We start from the raw sequence: 19,102 nt of genomic DNA on the forward strand, positions 1-19,102 counted from the left end.
GGACGCGGCCCAGGCGCCAGGCAGGTGCAGTCAGCGTCGCGGGGACCGCGGGGGACTAATTCATGCAACAGCAGGCCGAGGGCGCTCGACAGCCCGTCAAGGTTGAATTCGACAATTTCGAGCACGGGTTTCCGGAGGGGTTCGGATCGGGCGGCTGGGGTTACCTGGCCTACGCCATCGCGCTCGCGTTTGCGGTGTTCCAGCTCTATGTCGCGGCCTTCAACTACCTGCCGAGCCAGGTGGTGCGCGGCGTCCATGTCGGCTTCCTGATCCTGCTGACCTTCGGCCTGATCGGTAATTTCACGGCGAAGACCGATTTCGGCCGCGCGCTGAGCTGGATCATCGGCGGCGCCGGCTTCCTCTGCGGGCTCTACCAGTGGATCTTCTACGCCGACCTGATCGCCCGCGACGGCGATCCCACCACCACTGACCTTGCGGTGGGCACGCTGCTTGCGGTGCTGATCTTCGAAGGCACGCGCCGGCTGATGGGGGCGGCGCTGCCGCTGATGTGCGGCGCCTGTCTGCTCTACTGGTTTTTCGGGCAGTATCTGCCGTCGCCGTTGAATCATCGCGGCTACGATTTCGATCAGATCGTCACACATCTCTCCTTCGGCACCGAAGGCTTCTACGGCGTTCCGATCTACGTTTCGGCGACGTACATCTTCCTCTTCATCCTGTTCGGCTCGTTCCTCGAGCGCGCCGGCATGATCCAGCTCTTCACCGACGTCTCGCTGGGCCTGTTCGGCCGGACCCGCGGCGGACCCGCCAAGGTCGCGGTGTTCGCCTCCGGCATGATGGGCACGATCTCGGGGTCGGGCGTCGCCAACGTCGTGACCGTCGGCCAGTTCACGATCCCGCTGATGATCAAGTTCGGCTATCGCCGCGCCTTCGCGGCCGGCGTCGAGGCCACCGCCTCGATGGGCGGACAGATCATGCCGCCGGTGATGGGTGCGGTCGCCTTCATCATGGCGGAGACGCTCGGCGCTCCCTATTCGGAGATCGTCAAGGCCGCGGTGATCCCGGCGGTCCTCTACTTCGCCTCCGCGTTCTGGATGGTGCATCTCGAGGCCGGCAAGCACGGCCTGGTCGGCATGAAGCGTTCGGAGATCCCGAGTGCCTGGAAGGCGCTGGTGGCGCGCTGGTACCTGGTGCTGCCGCTCGCGGCGCTTGTCTACATGCTGTTCGAGGGCTTCACGCCGCTCTATGCCGGCAGCATGGGGCTTGCGCTGACGGTCGCGTTGATCCTGGGCACCAGCATCACCCTCGGCTTGTCCAATACCGTCCTGCGCTACATCTTCTGGATCGGGCTGGCACTGGTGGTCGCGGCGGTCTCGCGCAACGGGCTCGAGATCGTTCCGGTCGCCTGCATCGTCACCGGCCTGATCGCCATTGCCGCGATCACCCGCGGCGGCCGGGCCATGCTCGCCGCATGCCGCGACTCGCTCGCTGACAGCGCCAAGTCGGCGCTCACGGTGGGCATGGCCTGCGCCATTGTCGGGACCATCATCGGCATGATGACGCAGACCGGCGTCGGCACCATCTTCGGCAGCTGGATCATCGGCCTCGGCGCCAAGAGCCTGTTCCTGGCGCTGATCATGACCATGCTGCTGTCGATCCTGCTCGGCACCGGCATCCCGACCATCCCGACCTATATCATCACCGCGGCGCTCGCGGCGCCCGCGCTGGCGAAACTCGGCGTGCCGCTGATCGCAAGCCACATGTTCGCGTTCTACTACGGCATCATGGCCGACCTCTCGCCGCCGGTGGCGCTCGCGGCCCTTGCGGCGGCGCCGATCGCCAAGGAGAATCCCGACAAGATCGGCTGGGAGGCAATGCGGATCGCGCTTGCCGGCTACGTCATTCCCTTCATCTTCGTCTATTCGCCGGCGCTGATGCTGCAGACCAACGATCCGATGGTCGCGCAGCTCGGCTTCTACGGCGCAGTGGCCCTCGCGACCTTGAAGGCGCTGGTCGCGATCGCCCTGTTCGGCGTGGTCGCGATCGGCTTCCTGTTCACGCGGCTGACCCTGATCGAACTGGCCGTGGCCTTGGCCGGCGCGCTCTGCCTGCTCGGCGACTTCCCGTTCTCGGACACCGCGGGCTTCACGCTCGCTGCGGCGCTCGTGTTGTGGCAGTGGCGGCAGCGGTCGCGCAACGCGGTGGCGGCGGCTTGAGCCTCTGCCTCGCCTCGGCAGGTGTCGTGAAGGCGCTGTCGGTCGCAGCCTTCACGCTTGCCTGGACGCATTCGATCGAGAAGACGGCCTGGCAGGAAGACTGGCGCGTCACGGAGGCCGGCCTTGAGCTTGTCCAGGCCCGCATCAAGGGATTCGGCGCCGGCATGGAGCCGCCGCCGGAGGCGCGCCTTATCGACGGCTGGTTCCAGTGGGCGCCGGCGCCCGTGCCAAGGCCGCAGGTCGTGCTCGGCAATTCCGGCGCCGCCGGCGAATGGCATCTGTGTCATGAAGGAAGCTGCCAGACGCTATCGGAGATTTTCGGGCATCCGATCGGTGCTAATGTCACCACGATGAGTGTGTGCCCGAATCCGTAGCCCGGATGTAGCGAAGCGAAATCCGGGAACACCGGCCCCGGATTGCGCTGCGCTTCATCCGGGCTTCAAGAACAACACGGGCTACAAGAACAACAGGGGAGAACAATCGATGGATCGGCTCAAGGGCAAGGTTGCGATGGTGGTCGGCGCGGGCTCGATCGGGCCCGGCTGGGGCAACGGCAAGGCGACCGCCGTCACCTTCGCGCGCGAGGGCGCCAGCGTGTTTTGCGTCGATCGCAACGGCGCGGCCGCGGAAGAGACCGTCGGGATCATCACCGGCGAGGGCGGCAAGGCGACTGCATTCACCGCCGACGTGTCGCGCGCCAGCGAGGTCGAGGCGATGGTCGCAGCCTGCCTGAAGAACTACGGCCGTATCGACGTGCTCGACAACAATGTCGGCATCGCCGAGGTCGGCAGCGTGGTCGAGGTGGGCGAAGCCGAATGGGATCGCGTCTTCGCGGTCAATCTCAAGAGCGCCTATCTGGCGATGAAGCACGTCATTCCCGTGATGATCAAGCAGGGCGGCGGCTCGATCATCAACATCTCCTCGATCGCCTCGATCCGCCATGTCGGCATTTCCTATGTCAGCTACAATGCGAGCAAGGCCGCGATGAACCAGATGACGCGCTCGACCGCGGTCGAGTTCGCCTCCAAGCATGTCCGCGTCAACGCGATCCTGCCCGGACTGATGAAGACGCCGATGGTCGCGCATTCGGCGGGGCTGGCGCAAAGCTATGCCAAGGGCGATGTGGAAGCGATGTGGCGCGCCCGCGACGCGCAGGTGCCGATGGGGCACATGGGCGACGCCTGGGACGTTGCCAATGCGGCACTGTTTCTCGCCTCCGACGAATCGAAATATATCACCGGCATCGAGCTCGTGGTCGATGGCGGCATCACCTCCAAGTCAGGGGCCTGAACGCGACGCACCCGTCACGCTTCCACGCTGAGCTCGGCGCGATCGAGCTCTTCCTCCACCAGATGGAAGGCGTCGTCGCCGATCTGCTCGGCGCGGCGCAGGTTGATCAGCGCCCGGCGGGCCGCGGCGACGGCACGCCGCCGCAGCGGATCCGCCGGGAGCTCGCGCGAGGCCAGGCCACCCTCGGGGTCGGTCTCGGCGCGCAACAGCACAGCGCGGTATTCGAGCCGGAGGATTTCGGCTTCCTCGGACGGGTCCGATTCGATTTCGTCGAGCGCGGCGCGAAAGGAGACGCTGCGGGCGTGGGCGGCCTCGCGCGCAACCGGATCGTCGTCGTCGAATTTCAGTGCCAGGATCAGCGGCCGCAGCGTCAGGCCCTGGATCACCAGCGACCCAAGCACAACGGCAAACGCCGTCAGCAGGATCAGATCGCGATACGGAAAGTACTCGGGCAGCGCAAAGGCGGCCGCCAGCGTGACGATGCCGCGCATCCCGCACCAGGACACAACAATGCCGCGTCGCAATGACGGTACGGCCGCCACCACGTGTGGCGGAAGCACGCCGCGCGCCTTCAAGGCCCGCAGGAATGCGCCATACGGTATCACCCAGGCGATGCGGGCGACGATCACGACGGCGAGGATCGCCAGGGCAAAGCTGCCGTATTTGTACCGCACGTCGGCGTCGAGCCCCGACCAGATCGGGCGCAACTGCATGCCGATCAGCATGAACGCCAGCACGTTGAGGACGAAGACGACGGTTTCCCACACCGCATAGGATGACACGCGCAGCCGCGCCGAGGTGCGGGTCGGTGCGGTGCGGGCAATGGTGATCGCATAGGCGATGATGGTGAGGATGCCGGATAGCCCGATATGCTCGGCGACGATCCATACCATGAAGGTACCGGCGAACTGCGTGATGATTGCGCTCGGCGCCTCGGTGATGCGGCGCGTCATCGTCATCCAGACCTGCGCGAACAGAAAGCCGGCGGCGAGGCTTCCGAGCAGTGCGAAGGTGATGGCGGGCACAAACTCGCGCACCTTCATGTGCTCGGCGGCGATCAGGCCGACGGCGACACGATAGCTCAGCAACGCACTGGCATCGTTGAGCAGGCTTTCGCCCTCGAGGATCTTCTGGATCCGATAGGGCAAGCTGACCTGGCGCAGGATCGCGGTCGCTGCCGCGGCATCGGGCGGGGCCACGATGGCGCCGAGCGCGACTGCAACGGCCCAAGGCATGTCCGGGCGCAGCCAGCGCGCGACGACGGCAACGGCCACCGTCGTGACGCCGACCGCGACCAGCACGAGCGTCGAAACCGGCAGCCAGTTGTTGCGGAGATCGCGCAGCGAGGTGTCGAAGGCGGCGTCGAGCAGGACCGGCGCAACGAACAGCGCCAGCGCGAGCTTCGGTTCCAGGATCCAGGACGGACCCGACGGCAGCAGAGCCAGCAGCATGCCGCCGATCGCAAGAAACGTCGGGTAGGGGACCTTGAGTCGCCGCGCCAGCGCCGACAGCGCAACGGCGGCGAGCAGGAGGCCGATGATCCATTCGAATGTCAGCAAGATGCCCCCGTGCAGCCGATCGTCGCAATTGACGTATAATCCAGCGTGTGGTTTTGCGGCAAATTGCGTGCTGTCCGCAGGGCAGCCGTCTGGTTGGTTCAGGCGCGGGAGAGGGACGTCTTGTCGGCGATTGTGATGCGACGCAACCCTGGACATCTGGCCCTGGCGCTGCTGAGCGTTTCCCTGCCATGCATGATCATGGCCGGCGTCGCGTGCGCGACCAGTAGCGAACCGGGCAAGGACGTCGAGGCTGATCCGGGCCCCTGCGTGGCCGCGGCCGCAGCAGCGGACGATGACAAGACGATCGACGTCTGCGGCGCGTTCATCGACAACGAGAAGGCGGCCAAGTCGGATCGCATCAAGGCCCTGATGGCGCGTGCCGCCGCCTTCGACCGCAAGCAGATGATCGATCGCGCGATCGGCGATTACGACACCGTGCTGCGGCTCGATCCGGGGCAGGCCGACGCGCACAATGCGCGCGGCGAGCTCTGGCGCCGGAAAGGCGACCGGCCCAAGGCCATCATGGATTTCGGCGCCGCGCTCAAGCTCGATCCCGATCACGCCGCGGCCAAGGCCAATTACAAGTCGCTATCGCTCGAGCTGGAACGGATGGGCGCCATGATGGCGGTCGCCGGCAAGCCGAGCTTCGATTGCCGCAAGGCGCGCCGCGCGGTCGAAAAGGCGATCTGCGCCAATCCCGGCCTCGCCGACCTCGATCGCGAGATCAACGCATCGACCGTCCGTGCGATCCGTGAGGCGCAGGATCCGCGTCAGGCGCGCGAGCTGCAGCGCGATCAGGATCAGTTCATCGCCCGCCGCAATATCCAGTTCGGCAAGCCCGGCTACGATTTGCAGAAGGAGATGCGCGAGCGGCTGCAGCGGCTGAACGGCGCGGACGGATACTAGTGCTAACGTCGGTCAGTTTACGGCTTGAATTATCGGGTGAGCCTATGACAATGGCCGCCAAGAGAGCCAACTATCCGTAGTCGTCATGCCTGGCCCTAGACGTGGATGGCCGGGTCGATCCCCGATCGAGTCGGGGACAGGCGCCCGGCCATGACGACGGAGAGAGGCGAGGGAGAAACGCGATGAACATTCAGCAGAACAGCCGGTATCATGAGGTGTATGCCCGCTCGCTTCGGGATCCCGAGGGATTCTGGGCAGAAGCGGCGCGCGAGATCGATTGGATCGAGCCGGCAAAGAAGATCTTCGATCCCGCGATCGGGGTGTATGGGCGCTGGTTCGCCGGGGCCGTGGTCAACACCTGCTACAACGCACTGGATCGCCATGTCGCCGGCGGCCGTTCCGACCAGCTCGCGCTGATCCACGATTCTCCGCTCACCAGCACGATCACGAAATTCACCTATTCCGAGCTGCTGGAGGAGGTGCAGACGCTGGCCGCGGTGATGCAGGATTTCGGCGTCACCAAGGGCGATCGCGTCATCCTCTATATGCCGATGGTGCCGGAGGCGGTGGTCGCGATGCTCGCCTGCGCGCGGATCGGTGCGGTGCACAGCGTGGTGTTCGGCGGCTTCGCGGCCAAGGAGCTGGCGAGCCGGATCGATGACGCCAAGCCGAGGCTGATCTTCTCGGCAAGCTGCGGGCTCGAGCCCGGGCGCATCGTGCAGTACAAGCCGCTGCTCGATGAAGCAATCCGCCTCGCCAGCGCGAAGCCGGAGACCTGCATCATCCTGCAACGGCCGCAGCACGGCTGCGAGCTCACAGTCGGCCGCGACCATGATTGGGCGAGCTTGCGCCAGGCCGCCTTCGACGCCGGCAAGGCCGCGGCGTGCGTCCCGGTGCTGGCGACCGATCCGCTCTACATCCTCTACACCTCAGGCACGACGGGAATTCCGAAGGGCGTCGTGCGCGACAATGGCGGGCATCTCGTCGCGCTGAAGTGGTCGATGTACAATCTCTACGGCGTGAAGCCGGGCGAGGTCTGGTGGTGCGGCTCCGACATCGGCTGGGTGGTCGGTCACAGCTACATCGTCTACGGTCCGCTGATCCACGGCGCGACCACGATCATGTATGAGGGCAAGCCGGTCGGCACGCCCGACGCCGGCGCGTTCTGGCGTCTGATTTCCGAGCACAAGGCGGTGGCGCTGTTCACGGCACCGACGGCGTTCCGCGCCATCCGCAAGGAAGATCCGGACGGCAAGTTCATCCGCCAGCATGACCTCTCGAACTTCCGTACGCTCTTCCTCGCCGGCGAGCGCGCCGATCCGCCCACGGTGGAGTGGGCGGAGCAGCAGCTCAAGGTACCGGTGATCGATCACTGGTGGCAGACCGAGACCGGCTGGTGCATCGCTGGCGATCCGGTGGGCCTCGGCATGCTGCCGGTCAAGCACGGTTCGCCGACGGTGCCGATGCCGGGGTATCAAGTTGACGTGGTCGACGAGTCGGCGAAGCCGGTGCCTGCGAGCACCATGGGGTCGATCGTGATCAAGCTGCCGATGCCGCCCGGCTGCCTGCCGACGCTGTGGCAGCAGGACGAGCGCTTCAAGGAAGCCTATCTCTCGGAATTCCCCGGCTACTACAAGACGTCGGATGCCGGCTACAAGGATGAGGACGGCTACGTCTGGGTGATGGGCCGCACCGACGACATCATCAACGTCGCCGGTCACCGGCTCTCCACCGGCGGCATGGAAGAAATTCTGGCGTCGCACCCCGACGTCGCCGAATGCGCCGTGCTCGGCATCAAGGACGCGATCAAGGGCGAGGTGCCCTGCGGCTTCCTGGTGCTGAAGGCCGGCGTGGCGAAGCGCCCTGATGATGTCGAGAAGGAGGTCGTGGCGCTGGTGCGCGAGAAGCTCGGCCCGGTCGCCGCGTTCAAGCTCGCGATCACCGTGGCGCGGCTGCCGAAAACCCGCTCCGGCAAGATCCTCCGCGGCACCATCAAGAAGATCGCCGACGGCGAGCCCTGGACCATGCCGGCGACGATCGAGGATCCGAAGGTGCTCGACGAGATCGGCGCTGCGCTGAAGGACAAGGTGTAGGCGTTCGTCATTCCGGGTTCGATGCTGCGTATCGCCCCGGAATGACATGGGCGGCCCGGAAGCCGAAACGCATCCAGAAGCAAAACCGTCTTGATTTTGTTGGATTGCCGGGTCATCCCGGTCTCTTACGTTACGTCGCCACAAGATACGGACTCAACGGATGCGAACGATTTCCGCACGCGCGCCCTTCGCCTTGCTGCTTGCGCTGCCGCTGCTCGCAGGCTGCCTCGAGCGCGGCCACTCGCCGGTCGCGGAGAGCATGGGCGATGACGATCAGTACTGCCAGGCCAACGGCACCGTGAAGGTCGGCTCGCCCGAATATGTCGCGTGCCGCAGGGATCGCGACGTCCAGCGTCAGAACGCCGAGGCCCGCTCCGATCGCCGCCAGCGCGATCTCGGCGAATACATGATGAACCATCCGGACGTGCATTAGAGATAATGAGGAGGCGATGATGAACGAGGACGTTTTCAACGCCAGCCTTCGCGGTTTCCTCAAGAAGGTCGGCATTACTTCCCAGCGCGAAGTCGAAAAGGCCGTGCGCGAGGCCGTCGCGAGCGGCCGGCTCAAAGGCAACGAGAAGCTTCCGGCGAAGGTTGTGCTGACCATCGGCGGCGTCAATCTCGTTCATGACATATCGGGCGAGATCGAACTCGGCTGACATAGGTCGGCGCATCTTCTCGTGGTGTTCCTGGCGCCGCTTGTGCACAAACAAAAAGCGCGGCAGGTTGCCCTGCCGCGCTTCGTAGTCCCGCAATCGATCGCGTGGTTCGCGCTCACTCTTCCTCGTCGTCGGCCTTCTTGCCGCCGATCGTCTTGAGCTTGGCGAACACGGCGTCGACGTTGAGATCGTCGTGCTGCTTCTCGGCCGGCTCGTAGTCGGGCTGATCCTTGCGCGTGGTCTCGGAGGCCGGCAGCAGCGTGGCGCCGCCATAGACGGTGGTGGTCGGCTTCTCCTTGGCGGCGCGCTGCACCTCGAAATCGAGCTCGATCTGCGAGCACAGGCCGAGCGTCACCGGGTCCATCGGCGTCAGCGTCGAGGCGTTCCAGTGGGTGCGGTCGCGCACGCTCGCGATCGTGGTCTTGGTGGTGCCGACCAGACGCATGATCTGCGCGTCCTTCAGTTCGGGGTGGTTGCGCACCAGCCACAGGATGGCGCTCGGCCGCTCATGGCGACGCGACACCGGGGTGTAGCGCGGGCCCTTCTTCTTTGCCGCGGCCGGCAGCACCACCTTGCTCTCCTGAAGCTTGAGGCGATAGTTCGGGTCGCTTTCACCCCTTTCGATCTCCTCGCGGGTGAGCTGGCCGTTGGAAATCGGGTCCATACCCTTGATGCCCTGGGCGGCATCGCCGTCGGCGATAGCGCGCACCTCGAGGGGATGCATTTTGGTAAAATCGGCCACCTGATCGAAGGTCAAAGCGGTATTGTCGACCAACCACACGGCAGTCGCCTTCGGCATCAGCGGTGCGTTGCTCATGGCAAATCTCCTTTGTGCTTCGCCCACCTCTGTCGAGGCGAAGCTGGTAGTCATCGGCGATGACGGGAATTCTGGCCCTATATAAGCCCTCAGGGGGGAATGGCGCAATGGGCCAGCAAAATCGCCTTGACAGCGCCCGAAAGCAGTCCCAAGTCCTTATCCGAATTGGCCGTTCCCCGCCCGGCGGCGAGGGGTGATTCGGTCCCGAGATGGCCTCATGTCAGCGAAAAAACCCGATCTTAGAATCGTGCTTTGTTCCCCGCGTGGCTTCTGCGCCGGGGTTGTTCGTGCCATCGACACGGTGGAACGGGCGCTCACGATCTATGGTGCCCCGGTCTATGTCCGGCACGAGATCGTCCATAACAAGTATGTGGTGGACAGCCTGAAGACGAAAGGCGCGATTTTCGTCGAGGAATTGGCCGAAATCCCCGACGATACCAACGCGCCGGTGGTGTTCTCGGCCCACGGGGTTCCCAAATCGGTTCCTGCCGAAGCCAAGGCCCGCAATTTCTTCTCGCTGGACGCAACCTGCCCGCTGGTGACCAAGGTCCACCGCGAGGCGGCGATCCATTTCAAGCGCGGCCGGGAAATCCTTCTGATCGGGCATTCGCACCATCCGGAGGTGGTCGGTACCCTGGGCCAGCTCCCGCCGGGGGCCGTGACCCTGATCGAGACCGCCGAGGACGCCAAGACCTTCATGCCGAAGGACCCCGACAACCTCGCCTTTGTGACCCAGACCACGCTGTCGATCGACGACACCGCCGAGATCGTGGCGCTGCTCAAGGAGCGCTTCCCGAACGTCAACGGTCCGCACAAGGAGGACATCTGCTACGCCACCACCAACCGCCAGCTCGCGGTGAAGAAGGTGGCCCCGGTGGTCGATGCCCTGATCGTGGTCGGTGCGCCGAACTCGTCGAACTCGCAGCGTCTGCGCGAGGTCGCCGAGCGCGAGGGCTGCCCCATTGCCGTGCTTGCCCAAAGGGCCAGCGACATCGACTGGAAGCGCTTCGAAGGCATCAAGAGCCTCGGCATCACCGCGGGCGCGTCGGCGCCGGAGGTGATCGTCGAGGAGATCATGGGCGCCTTCGCCGAACGCTACGAACTTCACGTGGAGACGGTCTCGGCTGCGGAAGAGAACGAGTTCTTCCCGCTGCCGCGTTCGCTGCGGCCTGACGCTGCCGTCGCGGAATAAACCATATGGCGGTCTACACCGACGTCGCCGCCGAAGATCTCGCGGAATTCCTCAAAAGCTACGACATCGGCGAACTGCTCTCCTACAAGGGCATCGCCGAGGGCGTCGAGAATTCGAACTTCCTGCTGCATACGGGCCAGGGCGCCTACATCCTCACGCTCTACGAAAAGCGTGTGGCGGAGGACGACCTGCCGTATTTCCTGTCGCTGATGGCGCATCTCGCCGAGCGCGGCGTCTCCTGCCCGCAGCCGGCGCGCAATCGCAAGGGCGAGGTCTATAGCCGGCTCGCCGGCCGGCCGGCGGCGGTCATCAATTTCCTCGAAGGGCTATGGCCGCGGCGGCCGAACGTGACGCATTGCTCGGGCGTCGGCGGAGCGCTGGCCAAGATGCATCTCGCCGGCCGCGACTTTCCGCTGGTGCGGACAAACCCGCTGTCGGTCTCCGGCTGGCGACCGCTGTTCGATCTCGCGGCGGCGCGGGCCGACAGCATCCAGGTGGGATTGCACGACTTCGTCGCGCGCGAGCTCGATCATCTCGAAGCTAGCTGGCCGACCGACCTGCCGGTCGGCGTCATCCATGCCGACCTGTTTCCCGACAACGTCTTCTTCCTCGGCGACAAGGTGTCGGGGCTGATCGACTTCCCGTTCTCCTGCAACGACATCCTGGCCTACGACGTCGCGATCTGCCTGAACGCCTGGTGCTTCGAGGCGGATCATTCCTTCAATGTCACCAAGGCCCGCGCGTTGCTCAATGCCTACCGCCGCGAACGGCCGTTGTCGGCGGCCGAGGAGGCCGCGATGCCGCTGCTCGCGCGGGGGGCCGCGATGCGCTTCCTGCTGACGCGCCTCGTCGACTTCCTCAACGTGCCGGAAGGCGCGCTGGTGCAGCCGAAGGACCCACTGGAATATGTCCGCAAGCTGCGCTTCCAGCAGAATGTCGCTGGTCTCAACGACTATGGCATCACGCCGGCAGGATGCGCGGCGTGAGCGAAAAGCCGCATGTCACTGTTTTCACCGACGGTGCCTGCTCCGGAAATCCCGGACCGGGCGGCTGGGGCGCGATCCTCAGATTCGGCGAGGTCGAGAAGGAATTGAAGGGCGGCGAGCCGCACACCACCAACAATCGCATGGAGCTGATGGCGGCGATCTCGGCGCTCGAAGCGCTGAAGAAGCCTTGCGTCGTCGACCTCACGACCGACAGTCAGTATGTCCGCCAGGGCATCACCGGCTGGATCCATGGCTGGAAGCGCAACGGCTGGCGCACCGCCGACAAGAAGCCGGTCAAGAATGTCGAGCTGTGGCAGCGGCTCGACGCCGCGCTGAAGCCGCATGAGGTGCGCTGGCACTGGATCAGGGGCCACGCCGGCCACGCCGAGAACGAGCGTGCGGATCAGCTTGCGCGCGAGGGCGTCGCGATGGCGCGGCTGAAGGAGTTGTAGGGCGTCGCTGCGTCCCTAGGTGTGGGGTGGGTAGAGCGAAGCGAAACCCACCATCTCAGTCCGCGGCACGAAGGTGATGGGTTTCGCTGCGCTCTACCCATCCTACGATTCCTCATAACTGTCATCGCCCGCGAAGGCGGGCGATCCAGTATTCCAGAGGCGGCGGTTTTCAAAACGGAGGCCACAGCGTACTGGGTCGCCCGGTCAAGCCGGGCGACGACAGTGTGCGCGTGGCGTTCAGCTCAGAGCTGCCCGAGCAGCGTGTCGCCGCCGGAGACCTCGACTTTGCCCGGGGCGGGCTCGAGGTTGAACTTCTTCACCATGCCGTCCTCGACCAGCATCGAGTAGCGCTTGGAGCGGATGCCGAGCCCGTTGGCCGAGGCGTCGAGCTCCATGCCGATCGCCTTGGTGAAGTCGGCATTGCCGTCGGCGAGAAAGGTGGCTTCGTCGCGCTGGTCGGTGTCGCGCTTCCAGGCGTTCATCACGAAGGCGTCGTTGACCGAGACGATCGCAATGGTGTCGACGCCCTTGTTCTTGATGGCGTAGGCGTTGAGGAAGATGCTCGGCAGGTGCATCTTGTGGCAGGTGCCGGTGTAGGCGCCGGGCACCGCGAACAGGGCGACCTTCTTGCCCTTGAAGATATCGTCAGTGGTTTTGACCTGCGGCCCTTCGGCGGTCATCACGCGAAACTTGGCTTCCGGCAGCTTGTCGCCAACCTTGATCGTCATCGTTGTTCTCCCTCGGTGAAGCGGAACTGTCTTAACCCCGGCGGTCGCACGGCACAATACGAGCTGGTGGAAGAACGGCAATGCCGGAGGCTGGTCACTGTTCCGTCATCAGCCGGAAAATCCTCCCGCATCGAGGAAAGCCTGCTCTTCCGGCGTCGTCGGCCGGCCCAGGATGCGGTTACGGTGCGGGAAGCGCCCGAACCGGCGAATGATGTCGGCGTGGTCCTCGGCATATTTCAGGTTGTCCGGATGGCCGCCGGCTTGCCGGATCAGCGCAACACAGCGCTGCTGGTCGGCCAGATGCTCCGAATGCATGAAGGGCAGATAGAGGAATTCGCGCAAGAGCGGATCGATCCGTCCGTCGACGCCGCGCTCGATCGCGCGGCCCGCGGCCTCGCGCGCCAGCGTGTCGCTCGCAAAGGTCCGCGCGTCCTGGCGGAACATGTTGCGGGGAAACTGGTCGAGCACGATGATGAGCGCCAGCGCGCCGTCGTCGCTCGCCTCCCATGAGGAAAGTTCGCCGGCGGCGGCCTTCCGCCATGTGGCGAGAAAGCGGTCACGGATCTCGGCATCGAAGGCGTCGTCGCGCTTGTACCAGCGGTCACGACCGGCCTCGCGCCAGAACGCGAGGACGTCGGCTGCCGTCACGAGCTGCGCGTCAGTCATCGTTCGACGCCCGCGGCGCTCGTCTCACGCCGCGGCCTTCTTCTCGTCGCGCAGCTCGCGGCGCAGGATCTTGCCGACATTGGTCTTCGGCAGGTCGGTCCTGAACTCGATCTGCTTCGGCACCTTGTAGGCGGTGAGCTGGGTCGCTGCGAACTTGATGATATCCTCGGCCGTGACGTTCGGGTCTTTCTTGACCACGAACGCCTTGACCGCCTCGCCGGACTTCGCGTCGGGCACGCCGATCACGGCGCATTCCAGCACGCCCGGATGGCTCGCGAGCACTTCCTCGATCTCGTTCGGATAGACGTTGAAGCCGGAAACCAGGATCATGTCCTTCTTGCGGTCGACGATCTTGGTGAAGCCGTTCTCGTCCATTACGCCGATGTCGCCGGTGCGGAAGTAGCCGTCTGCGGTCATCACGTGCGCGGTCTCGTCCGGCCTGTTCCAGTAGCCGGCCATCACCTGCGGGCCCTTGGCGCAGATCTCGCCGGCCTGGCCGATCGGCAGCTCGTTGCCGTCGTCGTCGCGGATCGACAGCCAGGTCGAGGGCACCGGCAGGCCGATCGAGCCGGAGAACTTGTCGGTGTCGGCGGGATTGCAGGTCAGCGTCGGCGAAGTCTCCGACAGGCCGTAGCCTTCCGACAACGCGCAGCCGGTCACCTTCAGCCATTTCTCGGCGACGGGCTTCTGCGTCGCCATGCCGCCGCCGAACGAGGTCTTCAGCTTTGAGAAGTCGAGCTTGTCGAAGCCGGGCGTGTTCAACAGGCCGTTGTAGAGCGTGTTGACCGCCGGGAAGCTGTTGATCTGATACTTCGACAGCTCCTTGACGAAGCCCGCCATGTCGCGCGGGTTCGGGATCAAGAGGTTGACGCCGCCGGCGCGCACCGCGAGCAGGTAACAGGCGGTCAGCGCGAAGATGTGGTAGAGCGGCAGCGCGCAAACGATGAAGAGCTGCTCGACATGCGGCGGCTTCTTCAGCGCGGGCTGCAGCCAGGCGTCGTTCTGCAGCACGTTGGCGAGCACGTTCTGGTGGATCAGGGTGGCGCCCTTGGAAACGCCCGTGGTGCCGCCGGTATATTGCAGGAAGGCGACGTCCTGGCGCGTGAGCGCGGGCTTGTTGAGCTTCATGCCGCGTCCGGCCGCGAGCGCGTCGTTGAACGTCACGGCGCCCGGGATCGACCAGGCCGGCACCATCTTCTTCACGCGCCGCACCACCAGGTTGACGATCACCCCCTTGAAGCCGAGCAGGTCGCCCATGCTGCCGACGATGACGTGCTTGACGGAGGTGTTGGCGAGCACCTTCTGCACGGTGGTGGCGAAATTCTCCAGGACGATGATCGCCTCGGCGCCGGAATCCTTGAGCTGATGCTCGAGCTCGCGCGGCGTGTAGAGCGGATTGACGTTGACCACGGCATAGCCGGCGCGCAGCACCGCAGCGGTCGCGATCGGATATTGCAGCACGTTCGGCATCATCAGCGCGACGCGCGCGCCCTTCTGAAGGCCCTTGCTCTGCAGATAGGCGCCGAGCGCCGTCGACATCTGGTCGAGGTCACGATAGGTGATCGACTTGTCCATGCAGATGAAAGCCTTGCGGTCGGCAAATTTCGTGAAGCTTTCCTCCAGCAGCTCGACCAGCGAGGAATACTGCGTGACGTCGATATCGGCGGGCACGCCGGCCGGATACTGCTTGAGCCAGATGCGCTCCATTTTGGTCATTCCCCTCTCATGACTTGCCGCTTGTCCCGGATTCGTCTCCGGCTTTTCCGGGCTTGGCCGCGTTGTTTTCGGCAGTATTGAGCAATGCCGCGGCCAATGGCAAGCCGCTGCGCGCTATCGACGCATTGGATCGGGGCGGCTAGCCGGCCGGCTGTTTGGCGTCGCTCTTCGGCTTCGTGGCGGCCTTCGGCTTCGCCGCGGGCTTTGCGGCCGCCTGCTTGTCGCCGGGCTTTGCGGCGGCCGGCTTAGCGGCTGCGGTGTCCGGCTTCGCGTTGGCGTGCCGTACCGGCTTGGCTGCGGCCTGCTTGCTGTCGGACTTGTTGCCGTCCTTCTTGGTATCACCCTTGGCATCAGCTGCCGTGTCGGACTTCTTGTCCACCTTGATGACGACACGCGTGCGCTTGCCGCGCTTGACAGCGGGCTGCATCTTCTCGCTGTCGGCTTCGACCGCAGCGGCCAACGCAGCGCCGGTCTTGGTCGGACCGGTATAGACCACGACCGGCTCCGATGGTGCAGCCGGCAGCCCCAGCAGCTCGGATGGTTTCGGCATCGCTGCCTGCAGGCCGGCGGCGAAGAAGGTCATGCCGCTCTCGCCATTGGTGGTCGAACTGCCGGCGCTGCTGGCGACGGTGTCCTCGTCCTCGTCGCTGGCGGGTCGCTTGCGCTTGGGGCCGCACATCTCGTCGTGCAGGTTCGGCGGCGAGGCGTCGATCGGCGCAAGGTTCTCGACGGTGCCGAGCGAGGGACGCAGCCATGCCAGCCCGTTGCCGGCGAAGCCGCGATCCAAAAGCTGCGCGGCGCGGACCGCGCGCATGCGGCCCGAGGAGGCGCCGAGCACGACGGCGATCAGCCGCTTGCCGTCGCGCGTCGCCGAGGCCACGAGATTGTAGCCGGACGCGCAGATGAAGCCGGTCTTGAAGCCGTCGGCGCCCGGATAGCGGCCGATCAGCTTGTTGAAGTTCTGCGTGATCCGGCGCCCGAAGCGGATCGATGGGATGTGGACGAAATATTCGTATTCCGGCAGATCGCGGATGATGGCGCGGGCGAGGATCGCCATGTCGCGCGCCGAGGTGATCTGGCCGTCGGCCGGCAGGCCATTCGGGTTGACGTAGCTCGTCTGCGTCATGCCGAGCTTCTGCGCGGTCTGGTTCATCATTGCCGCGAAGCCGTCGATCGAGCGGCCGACGCCTTCAGCCAGCACCACGGCCATGTCGTTGGCCGACTTCACCAGCATCATCTTCAGAGCGTTGTCGACGGTGACCTGCGTGCCGGGCCGGAAGCCCATCTTCGAGGGTGATTGCGAGGCTGCGATCGGCGACACCGTGAGCAGCGTGTCGAGCGACACGCGGCCTTCCTTCACCGCCTTCAGCGTCACATAGGCCGTCATCAGCTTGCTGAGCGATGCCGGATACCAGGGCATCGTCGCATTGTCGGCCTGCAGCACCTTTCCACTGTCGGCCTCGATCAGCAGCAGCGCCTCGGCCTGCGCCGTGCGTGGCGTCGCAACGGCGAGCAGCGCGACGGCAAGAATCCACTTCAACGACGGGTTGCGCAACAGGCGGAGGAAATGCACGAGTCCGGTTCCGGTCCTTTGAGACCCGCCTTCAACAGGAGGTCTTTACGATGTGACGTTCGGGTTTCAAGCGCGTCCGGGGGCCGCGATGCGGCGATGCAAACCCTATACCGGCTTGCCAGCGGAGAACAGAGCCCGCTCAACTAAATCGTGGACGAAATCGGCTGAATTTCGGCAGCCGCCTCAATTGGAAAGCGGGGATTATGGCGCCTCGACATCGGCGCGTTGCTGTTCCTGAACCATGAACTGGGCACGCGCGAGGTCGGCAAAACGCCCGCCTTTCGCCACCAGTTCATCGAAAGTTCCGCTTTCGATCACGCGTCCCTGGTCGAACATCAGGATGCGGGTAGCGTGGCGGATCGTGGAGAGACGGTGCGCGATCACAAACGTGGTCCGTCCCTTCATCACTTCATCGAGAGCAGCGTTCACCTTGGCCTCGGTGACGGCATCCAGCGCGCTGGTCGCCTCGTCCAGGATCAGGATCGGCGGATCTTTCAGCAATGCGCGCGCGATCGACAAGCGCTGTCGCTCGCCGCCTGACAGCATGCGGCCGCGTTCGCCGGCATGGGTGTCGAACTTCTTTTCGCTGCGCTCGATGAAATCCAGCGCCTGCGCGCGCCCCGCAGTGGTACGCAGTTCCTCATCGGTGGCGTCAGGCTTGCCGATACGCAGGTTCTCGGCGATCGAGCGGTTGAACAGCAGCGCCTCCTGGAACACCACGCCGATATTCCGTCGCAGCGCGGTCAGCTTCAGCGCGCGTATGTCCATACCGTCGATCTCGATGATGCCGGATTGCGGATCGAAGGCGCGATGCAGCAGCGCGATCGCGGTGGACTTGCCGGCACCGGTCGGTCCGACCAGCGCAATGGTCTGGCCGGGCAGCGCGGTGAAGGAGAGATCCTCGATTGCCGGGCGCTTGCCGTCATAGGAGAACGAGACGTCGTCGAACTCGACCAGGCCGGAGAGCCGGCCGGGATCGACCGCGCCCGGCCGGTCGCGCACCGCCGGCACCGCGTCGAGCACGTCGAAGAATTCCTTCAACCGCGGCGCTTCCATGAACACGTTGTTGATGAAGCTCACCACCTGCTCGAGCTTCTGGATCAGCATGGTGGCGAACGAGACGAACATCACGATCTCGCCGACCGTGGTCAGGCCCTGGCTGTTCAGCGCGATGCCGACAGTGAAGATCGCGAGCACCGTGATCGTGGTCGACGCGCGGGTGATGACGGTGACGAGCGCCCACCACGACAGCACCGGCATCTGCGCGGCGAGCAGCTTGTCGGCGACGAAGCGCAGCCCCTGCACCTCGGAATCGATCCGTACGAAGCTCTGCACCAGCGCGACGTTGCCGAGCGCGTCGGAGGCGCGCGCCGAGAGGTCGCTGTAATATTCCTCGACCTCGCTCTGCATGCCGTAGGTCTTGCGCACCACCATCGTGGTCAGGATGGTGAAGACGACGCAGAGCGCGAACAGCAGGATGGCAAGGCGCCAGTTGATAAAGAGCGACAGCGGCAGCAGCACGACCAGCGACATGATCGCGGCGAAATGCTCGCGGAAGAAACTGAGCCAGAGCCGCCACAGCGCGTCGGTGCCGTTCAGCATCACCTTCATCAGCCGTCCCGAATGGGTGCCGGAATGGAAGGTCAGCGGCAGCTGCAGGATGTGCTCGAAATAGTCGGTCAGCACCGCCTGGCGTTGGCGATGCGCCAGCCGGTCGGCCTGGAGCGCGACCACCGCGCTGCAACCGATCGTGAACAGGCCGAACACCACCCAGGCCCCCAGCAGCGGCCACGGCGAGTCGGTCGCGAACACGCCGGTCACCGGCCGGCCGGACAGCACGTCGACGATCTTGCCGAACAGCACCGGTTCGGCGAATTGCGCGCCCGCGAGCAACAAATTGGCGGCGGCGAGAATCCAGCCGAGCCGGGCCTCCTTGCCGAGCAGTTCGAGGACGCGGGTATAGAGGCGGAGCATGGACATGCCGGCGGGACCCTTGAGCGACCGACCCACCCGATCAGGCGGAATGCAATTTAATCAGGGTTCGCGGTGGAGGGCCAGCGGGCGATGGCTACATCCTGGCGTTATCCAACTCCATCGACCTCGTCTGGAGGGGGGAGCCCATGCATGCCGTCATTGCGAGGAGCTCGCGACAAAATTGCAAAACAATTTTGCGCTGAAGCGACGAAGCAATCCATATTGCTTTGCGTTAGGTGACAATGGATTGCTTCGCGGAGCCTGTCATCGGGCGCGCGTTCGCGCGACCCGTTGGCTCGCAATGACGTGGACAGGGT

At 65.0% G+C, this 19,102-nt stretch carries 17 protein-coding genes; 10 read left to right on the plus strand and 7 right to left on the minus strand.

All coding sequences use genetic code 11. From position 1 onward, the window contains the following. The first annotated feature begins 62 nt into the window (after positions 1-62). The 3 genes from MTX23_RS05395 to MTX23_RS05405 all read left to right on the plus strand — a co-directional run bounded on the left by MTX23_RS05395 (position 63) and on the right by MTX23_RS05405 (position 3,464). Positions 63-2,174 (plus strand): TRAP transporter permease, encoded by a 2,112-nt coding sequence (locus MTX23_RS05395; RefSeq protein WP_280975597.1) that lies wholly within the window; start codon positions 63-65, stop codon positions 2,172-2,174. Next, a complete protein-coding gene (locus tag MTX23_RS05400) occupies positions 2,135-2,548 on the plus strand; it encodes a DUF1850 domain-containing protein (protein ID WP_280975598.1) in 414 nt (137 codons plus the stop codon). The genes MTX23_RS05395 and MTX23_RS05400 overlap by 40 nt, the downstream gene beginning before the upstream one ends. Positions 2,549-2,657: 109 nt before the next feature. Next, positions 2,658-3,464: a glucose 1-dehydrogenase gene (locus MTX23_RS05405; protein ID WP_280975599.1), complete on the plus strand. Its 807-nt coding sequence runs from the start codon at positions 2,658-2,660 to the stop codon at positions 3,462-3,464. A 14-nt stretch (positions 3,465-3,478) separates the two neighbouring features. Here the strand turns inward: MTX23_RS05405 and MTX23_RS05410 are convergent, their stop codons facing one another. Beyond that, positions 3,479-5,023, minus strand: coding sequence for a sodium:proton antiporter (locus tag MTX23_RS05410; protein ID WP_280975600.1), 1,545 nt, complete (start codon positions 5,021-5,023; stop codon positions 3,479-3,481). A 135-nt stretch (positions 5,024-5,158) separates the two neighbouring features. Between MTX23_RS05410 and MTX23_RS05415 the strand changes: the two genes are divergently transcribed. The 4 genes from MTX23_RS05415 (at position 5,159) to MTX23_RS05430 (ending at position 8,681) form a co-directional block, all read left to right on the plus strand. After that, a complete protein-coding gene (locus MTX23_RS05415; protein WP_280975601.1) occupies positions 5,159-5,929 on the plus strand; it encodes a hypothetical protein in 771 nt (256 codons plus the stop codon). 182 nt (positions 5,930-6,111) lie between these two features. Further along, positions 6,112-8,022, plus strand: a complete 1,911-nt coding sequence (locus MTX23_RS05420) for a propionyl-CoA synthetase (RefSeq protein WP_280975602.1) — start codon at positions 6,112-6,114, stop codon at positions 8,020-8,022. A gap of 160 nt (positions 8,023-8,182) precedes the next feature. Further along, positions 8,183-8,455: a hypothetical protein gene (locus MTX23_RS05425; protein ID WP_280975603.1), complete on the plus strand. Its 273-nt coding sequence runs from the start codon at positions 8,183-8,185 to the stop codon at positions 8,453-8,455. Positions 8,456-8,474: 19 nt separating this feature from the next. Beyond that, positions 8,475-8,681 carry a DUF6494 family protein gene (locus MTX23_RS05430; protein ID WP_280975604.1) on the plus strand — a complete coding sequence of 69 codons (207 nt, stop codon included), beginning with the start codon at positions 8,475-8,477 and terminating at the stop codon, positions 8,679-8,681. 115 nt (positions 8,682-8,796) lie between these two features. Here the strand turns inward: MTX23_RS05430 and MTX23_RS05435 are convergent, their stop codons facing one another. After that, entirely contained in the window at positions 8,797-9,498 is a 702-nt protein-coding gene (locus tag MTX23_RS05435; RefSeq protein ID WP_280975605.1) for a cell cycle transcriptional regulator TrcR, read from the minus strand. A 217-nt stretch (positions 9,499-9,715) separates the two neighbouring features. Between MTX23_RS05435 and ispH the strand changes: the two genes are divergently transcribed. From ispH to rnhA, 3 genes are read left to right on the plus strand one after another with little or no spacing between them, the layout of a single operon-like run. Continuing rightward, the gene (gene ispH, locus MTX23_RS05440; protein WP_280975606.1) at positions 9,716-10,690 is read left to right on the plus strand and encodes a 4-hydroxy-3-methylbut-2-enyl diphosphate reductase; all 975 of its coding nucleotides are present in this window, start codon (positions 9,716-9,718) and stop codon (positions 10,688-10,690) included. A gap of 5 nt (positions 10,691-10,695) precedes the next feature. Then, a complete protein-coding gene (locus tag MTX23_RS05445; RefSeq protein WP_280975607.1) occupies positions 10,696-11,676 on the plus strand; it encodes a homoserine kinase in 981 nt (326 codons plus the stop codon). After that, positions 11,664-12,128 carry a ribonuclease HI gene (gene rnhA, locus MTX23_RS05450; protein WP_280975608.1) on the plus strand — a complete coding sequence of 155 codons (465 nt, stop codon included), beginning with the start codon at positions 11,664-11,666 and terminating at the stop codon, positions 12,126-12,128. The genes MTX23_RS05445 and rnhA overlap by 13 nt, the downstream gene beginning before the upstream one ends. 242 nt (positions 12,129-12,370) lie before the next feature. On the opposite strand, the gene MTX23_RS05455 is transcribed toward rnhA, so the two are convergent. From MTX23_RS05455 to MTX23_RS05475, 5 genes are all read right to left on the minus strand, one after another. Beyond that, on the minus strand, positions 12,371-12,856 hold the full coding sequence (locus MTX23_RS05455) for a peroxiredoxin (RefSeq protein WP_280975609.1): 486 nt from the start codon (positions 12,854-12,856) through the stop codon (positions 12,371-12,373). A gap of 108 nt (positions 12,857-12,964) precedes the next feature. Continuing rightward, positions 12,965-13,522 (minus strand): DUF924 family protein, encoded by a 558-nt coding sequence (locus MTX23_RS05460; protein WP_280975610.1) that lies wholly within the window; start codon positions 13,520-13,522, stop codon positions 12,965-12,967. A gap of 24 nt (positions 13,523-13,546) precedes the next feature. Next, a complete protein-coding gene (locus MTX23_RS05465; RefSeq protein ID WP_280977976.1) occupies positions 13,547-15,229 on the minus strand; it encodes a long-chain fatty acid--CoA ligase in 1,683 nt (560 codons plus the stop codon). 148 nt (positions 15,230-15,377) lie between these two features. Next, entirely contained in the window at positions 15,378-16,778 is a 1,401-nt protein-coding gene (locus tag MTX23_RS05470) for a D-alanyl-D-alanine carboxypeptidase family protein (protein ID WP_280977977.1), read from the minus strand. Positions 16,779-17,012: 234 nt separating this feature from the next. Then, positions 17,013-18,791, minus strand: coding sequence for a glucan ABC transporter ATP-binding protein/ permease (locus tag MTX23_RS05475; protein WP_280975611.1), 1,779 nt, complete (start codon positions 18,789-18,791; stop codon positions 17,013-17,015). Positions 18,792-19,102 lie beyond the last annotated feature (311 nt).

The sequence above is a fragment of the Bradyrhizobium sp. ISRA436 genome (assembly GCF_029910015.1).
In the GTDB taxonomy this organism is placed as follows: domain Bacteria; phylum Pseudomonadota; class Alphaproteobacteria; order Rhizobiales; family Xanthobacteraceae; genus Bradyrhizobium.